At 72.1% G+C, this 5,463-nt stretch carries 7 protein-coding genes; 2 read left to right on the top strand and 5 right to left on the bottom strand.

The features are described 5' to 3' along the window. Positions 1 to 17 precede the first annotated feature (17 nt). Positions 18 to 935 carry a terpene synthase family protein gene (locus PSH25_RS12500; protein ID WP_238659257.1) on the bottom strand — a complete coding sequence of 306 codons (918 nt, stop codon included), beginning with the start codon at positions 933 to 935 and terminating at the stop codon, positions 18 to 20. After that, positions 932 to 2,269 (bottom strand): cytochrome P450, encoded by a 1,338-nt coding sequence (locus tag PSH25_RS12495; RefSeq protein WP_238659258.1) that lies wholly within the window; start codon positions 2,267 to 2,269, stop codon positions 932 to 934. Before PSH25_RS12495 ends, PSH25_RS12500 begins: the two co-directional genes overlap by 4 nt. 249 nt (positions 2,270 to 2,518) lie before the next feature. Between PSH25_RS12495 and PSH25_RS33655 the strand changes: the two genes are divergently transcribed. Continuing rightward, positions 2,519 to 2,650: a hypothetical protein gene (locus PSH25_RS33655; RefSeq protein WP_274527384.1), complete on the top strand. Its 132-nt coding sequence runs from the start codon at positions 2,519 to 2,521 to the stop codon at positions 2,648 to 2,650. A gap of 64 nt (positions 2,651 to 2,714) precedes the next feature. After that, a complete protein-coding gene (locus PSH25_RS12490) occupies positions 2,715 to 2,963 on the top strand; it encodes a DUF2630 family protein (RefSeq protein ID WP_184176801.1) in 249 nt (82 codons plus the stop codon). A gap of 44 nt (positions 2,964 to 3,007) precedes the next feature. Here the strand turns inward: PSH25_RS12490 and PSH25_RS12485 are convergent, their stop codons facing one another. The 3 genes from PSH25_RS12485 to PSH25_RS12475 all read right to left on the bottom strand — a co-directional run. Beyond that, positions 3,008 to 3,940, bottom strand: a complete 933-nt coding sequence (locus PSH25_RS12485) for a serine protein kinase RIO (protein ID WP_238659256.1) — start codon at positions 3,938 to 3,940, stop codon at positions 3,008 to 3,010. 211 nt (positions 3,941 to 4,151) lie between these two features. Beyond that, positions 4,152 to 4,796 carry an HAD family hydrolase gene (locus PSH25_RS12480; protein WP_238659255.1) on the bottom strand — a complete coding sequence of 215 codons (645 nt, stop codon included), beginning with the start codon at positions 4,794 to 4,796 and terminating at the stop codon, positions 4,152 to 4,154. 65 nt (positions 4,797 to 4,861) lie between these two features. Continuing rightward, a partial coding sequence (locus PSH25_RS12475; protein WP_238659254.1) for a carbon-nitrogen hydrolase family protein occupies positions 4,862 to 5,463 on the bottom strand: 602 nt, incomplete at its 5' end.

Here is a 5,463-nt window from a genome sequence, read left to right as displayed (position 1 = left end):
GCACCCGGGTGCCGCGGTCACTCATCGCGCGACCCCCAGAAGTCCGACAGTTGGTAGAAGCCGCCGGTGAAGGAGATCTGCCGGTTGAGGTAGTCCGCCTGGCGGGGGCACCGCTCCGCGAGGGCGGCCAGGTCGCCCCGGCACCGGGCGGTCAGCTCGGCCAGCCGGTCGTGCACCTGCGCCGGGTCGTCGACCAGCAGGAGGGCGTTCAGGTCACCCCACTCGGCGTCCCGACCGTGGGTGGCCAGGTCGTTGACCAACCGCAGTACGCGCTGCACGCCACGACCGGCGTCGAGCAGGTCGGTCAGCTGGGCGAGGGTCTTTTCGTCGCCGGTGGCGATCCAGTGGGTGACGTTGACGAAGGAGCAGGCGAGGTTGTCGGCGTTGTCCAGGTAGCGGTCCAGGTCGGGCAGTCGCCGCCCGGTGGTCGGGTCGGTCGGCAGGTGCTTCCAGTCCCACTCCCGGGCCACGGCGGCGAGCATCCGGGCCAGCTCGTCGCGCCAGAGCGGCCGCAGCCGGACGAACGCCGGCACGGTGGTCAGCTCGTCGCGCAGGTCGGCCAGCAGTCGGGCCAGGTGTCGCCCCGGCGGCGGCGACGCGCCGTCGGCCACCGCGAGGCAGTCGGTCACCACCTCCCGGACGTCGTCGACGGACCGCGCCAGGTAGTCGACCTGCCAGTCGGCGGCGAAGACCCACAGCAGGGTACGGGTGGTGATCCGCAGCTCCGCGGCGGTGTGCCACGGCGCGGTGAAGGCGATGGCGGTGGCCACCGAGCTGAGCAGCGCCGCGTCGAAGGGCGCGGCGTCGAACAGCTCCGGGTGGGCGGCGGTGACGTCCTGCAGGTCGCGTACGCCTCGTACGGCGAGTGCGCACACCCGGCCCTGCTCGGCGACCGCGTCCTGACCGGCCCGCGCCGGTCGCGGGGCCTCGGTCACGATGCGGCCGGGCGCTCGACCGGGGTGAGGATGAGCTCGGCCCGCTGCTTGGGTTGCAGCGAGGCGCCCATCCGGGGGGTGAGGTCGACCGGCTCGCGCAGTCGGAAGCGGTAGCGGCTCAGCACCGTGCTGACGATGAGCTGCGCCTCCAGCAGGAACAGGTACTGCCCGAGGCACTGGTGCGGGCCTCCGCCGAACGGGAAGTACGAGTAGCGGTAGCGCCGCCGGGGCAGCTCCGGCGCGAACCGCTCCGGGTCGAAGAGCGTCGGGTCGGTCCAGAACGTCGACATCCGCTGGGTGACGTACGGGCTGACCAGCACGGTACCGCCGGCCTTGATCCGCACCCCGCCCAGCACGTCGTCGCCGACCGCGGTGCGCGGGATCATCCAGCCGGCCGGGTAGAGCCGCAGCATCTCGTCGAGCACCATCCGGCCGTAGCGCAGTTGGGGCAGGTGCTCGCGGCCGACCCGTTCGGCGCCGACCACCTGCTCGATCTCGTCGGTCATCCGCTCGGCCACGTCGGGCCGCGACGCCAGCACCGGCCAGAGCCAGGAGAGCAGGGCGATGGTGGTCTCGGTGGCGGTGGAGAACATCGCGACCACGTCGCCGCGGATCGCGTACTCGTCGGGTTCGCTGCCGTCGGCGCGCGGCCGGCAGAGGGTGGAGATGATGTCGTCGCCGTCGGTGGGGCGGGCCCGGGCCTCCCGGATGATCGGCAGCACCACCTCGTCGATGGTGCGCACCGCGTCGCGGAAGCGCCGGTCGCCGGGCATCGGCACCGCGTACGGCACGGCGGGCATCAGCAGTCGGGGGAGCATCGCGGTGGTGACGGTGTCCAGCGCGGCGCTGATCCGTAGGGCGTCGGGGACCGAGATCCGGTCGGCGAAGAGCACCCGCATGGTGGTGCGCAGGACGATCCGGGTCAGCTCGGCGCCGCCGTCGACCGGGCGACCGGCGCGGGCCGGTTCGAGCCACTCGTCGACCGCCTCGTTGATCGCCTCGGCCATCCTGTCGACGAGCGTCTCGGCCCGCTTGGCGGTGAACAACGGTTGCAGGGCGCCCCGGCTGGACTCCCAGACCTCACCCTCGGCGACCAGGATGGCGTCCCCGACGATCCGACGCACGGGTCGCCAGAGCAACCCTTCGCCGTCCCGGGTGTAGTTGGCAACGTTGTCCCGCAGCACGCGTTGCAGGTGCTCAGGATGGCTGACCAGATAGGGGCGGAACGAGCCGAGATTCAGCCGGATGACGTCGCCGTCGGCGTCCTGCGCGAAGTCGACGAGCGCGCCCAGCGGATCGCGAACCAGTGCCGGCAGAGCGCGTCGTAACGGGATCGTCCGGGGCTCGGTGCTGACGCTGGCGGGGCGTGCCTCGGACACCTGCGACATCGAACCACGTCTCCTCGTCGTCCCGGCGACCGCAGTGGTCCACTTCGGTCGGGCAGGTTGATGAAACTTTCACCTTCTGGGCCGACGGAAGCATCTCACCAAACGAGGGGCACCTCCAGACTTGCGGACGGCGCAATTTCCATCTAAGCGCACGCACGCCCGTCGATGTTCGTCACCTGGTCGGATCCTGAATGGATGGTCAGGCACGACACCGCGCCGGGCGAGCCGACCAACCAGCGCGACGGGCGGAACGGCCGCGTGCTGCCGAGCCGACTGCGGCATCGACACCAGACGGGCGGCGTCGGGCTGGCCAGTGCGGGTTGGTGATCCGGGACGCACCGGTACCCCCGAATCCGGGCGATGCCCGGCACCCTGTGCCAGGCTCTGTGGCATGGACGACAAGACCATCCTGAACCGGATCACCGAGCTGGTCGACGAGGAACACAAGCTGCGTGCGGACGCCCAGGCCCACGAGTCGGGCACCGAGGGCGAGGCCAGCGAGCGACTGCGCGCTCTGGAGGAGTCCCTCGACCAGTGCTGGGACCTGCTGCGCCGTCGACGGGCCGCCCGGGAGACCCACGGCGACCCGGACGCCCAGGGCGAACGCCCCAAGCCCGAGGTGGAGCGCTACCTGCAATAGCCGACAGAGCGGGTCGGGCGGCCGCACCGCCCGACCCGCTCCGATCAGCGCAGGCCCGCCTCGTGCAGCAGCTCTCCGGTCACCATGGCGGGGTCGACCTGCTCGGCGGGGAGACCCCGGGCCGCGAACCAGGCGCCGACCACCCGCACATCGCGGGCCAGGAACTCCGGCCCCTGTGGGTTCGCCACCACGTCGACCACCTGCGGCAGGTCGATGACGACCAGCCGACCCCGGTGCACGAGCAGGTTGTACGGCGACAGGTCGCCGTGCGCGTAGCCGGCCCGAGCCAGCACCCGCAGCGCCTCCACCAGCTGAGCCCACAGGTCACGCAGCTCGGCCGGGTCGGGGCGCAGCTGGGCCAGTCGGGGCGCCGCCTCCCCCGACTCGGCGTCACCGACGAACTCCAGCATCAGCTCCGTGCCCCGCAACTGCACCGGGTACGGCACGGCGATCCGGTCGTGCCCGGCGCCGATTTCCCAGAGCCGGCTCAGCGCGGCGAACTCGGCCGCCGCCCACTGCCCGGCGATCATCTGCCGGCCGAACGCCGTCCGGCTGGCCATCGCCCGGTTCTCCCGGGACCGCCGCACCCGACGGCCCTCCAGGTAGCCGGCATCGCGGTGGAACAACCGGTGCTCGGGATCGCGGTAGCGTTTCACCGCGAGCAGGCAGGACCGGTCGGTGTCGGGCACCGCCCGACGGACCAGGTGGACGTCCGCCTCCTTGCCGGTCTTCAGCACACCCAGCTCGGTGTCCTTGGCGGCCAACTCGGTGACCAGCCAGGCCGGGTGCGGCTGCGGCCCGTGCACTGCGTCGTCCCAGGACGACCAGCGCTCGCCGGTGTCCGGGTCGGGCTCGCTGTCCGGGTCTGCGAGCGGCTCGGTGGGCCGCCCGCGCTTCAGAAACTGCGGTTCGTCGTCGTCAAAGCGGCTCTTGCCGCGGCTACGGCGCTCGAGCGCCGGAAGGTCATGATCGCGCACTGTGGTGAGGTTCCCTTGGTCGAGGCTGAGATAGGCAGCTGGAAGCGACCTGCAAAGACGGCCATGACCGACCCCCTCTCCTCGACCGGGCACACGCCCGGGATGCACCATGCGCGGACAATGTTGGTACCACCACGGCGGCTGGTCAACCGAATTACCGCGCCACCACCCGAACGGCCGCTCGGACGCGCGACTACCAGCCCGGGAACCCTCAGCGGGCCAGGACGGTGGCGACTGCGGCGATCAACCCGTCCACGGTGCGGCTCGGCGCGAACCGGGTGTCCGACCAGGTGCGCCCCCGGTGCAGCCAGACGCTGGGCAGCCCGACCGCGGCGGCGCCACCGATGTCCGCCTCCGGGCTGTCGCCGATCACCCACGCTCCCCGCAGCGGCATCCGGACCCGCTGGGCGGCGAGCGCGAAGATCCTCGGGTTGGGCTTGCTGACGCCGGCCTCCTCGGAGATCACCCAGTCCGCGACGTACTGGTCCAGGCCGGTCTGGCGAATCTTGGCGTCCTCGACGCGTACGGTGCCGTTGCAGACCACCACCGGCACCCAGCCGGCGTCGTCGGCGATCCGCAGCGCGCAGGCGGTCAGCGGGTCGAGCCGGGTCTGCGCCACCACGCCGTCGTGCAGCTCCTCCACCAGGTCGATCGAGGGAATGCGCAGCTCGTAACGGTCCCGGATGGCGTCGGCGAGGTCCCAACGGTCGGTCAGACCATCGGCGTCGATCGAGACCAGCCAATCAATGTCGGTGTGGGGCGCGCCGATGCTGTCCAGGAAGCGCTCACCCCAGCGGCGGAACGGCCCGGCCCGATCCAGCAGGGTGTTGTCCAGGTCCAGCAGGAGCAGTGGCACTCGGGCACCCTACGGGACCGACGTGTCCGCCAACAGATGCAGCGGGTGTCGACCTGACGAAGGGCTCAGCCAGCCATCGACAGCCGCGGGCCGCCCTGGTCCGACAGCCGGTCGACGAGCATCGAGTGGGCCGCCCGGGTGGCCGCGAGCACGGTGGGATCCAGCGTCGCCACCAGCACCTCCGTGCCGTCGTCGGCCCCGCGAGCCAGCACCCGCCCCTCGGGGTCGTAGATGGCCGCGCCGCCGTTGAACCGCCACGGGTCGACGCCGCCGACCGCGTTGGCGAAGACCACGAACATGGTGTTGTCCAGGGCACGCGCGGCGTAGTACAGGTCCCGGCGGTGCTCGGAGCCGGCCAGGTATCCGCTGGGGCACAGGTAGGCGTGTGCGCCGTCGAGGGCGGCGGCCCGGCCGTGCTCGGGGAAACAGCCGTCGTAGCAGATGCCCAGCCCGAGCCGCCAGTCGTCGACGAGCAGCGTGGCACCCCGACCGCCGGGGGTGAACAACTCCCGTTCGTCGCCCCACAACTGCTGCTTGTCGTACCCGACCCGCACCTCGCCGGCGTGGTCGACCACCAGCGCGGCGATGGTCCGCCGGTCGTCGGGGTGCCGGACGGCCGCGCCGACCAGCGCGGTGACGCCGGCCTCGCGCGCCGCGGCGCGCAGAG

Origin of the sequence: Micromonospora foliorum (assembly GCF_022229015.1) — a bacterium.
Lineage (GTDB): Bacteria > Actinomycetota > Actinomycetes > Mycobacteriales > Micromonosporaceae > Micromonospora > Micromonospora foliorum.
Note: the sequence above shows the minus strand (reverse complement) of the source record. Positions and strands in the feature narration are given on the sequence as shown.

What these genes read in the sequence shown, in the direction of transcription:
- PSH25_RS12490 (WP_184176801.1), top strand. Translation starts at nt 2,715, where the DNA reads ATGGACGACAAGACCATCCTGAACCGGATCACCGAGCTGGTCGACGAG.
- PSH25_RS33655 (WP_274527384.1), top strand. Translation starts at nt 2,519, where the DNA reads ATGGTCAGGCACGACACCGCGCCGGGCGAGCCGACCAACCAGCGCGAC.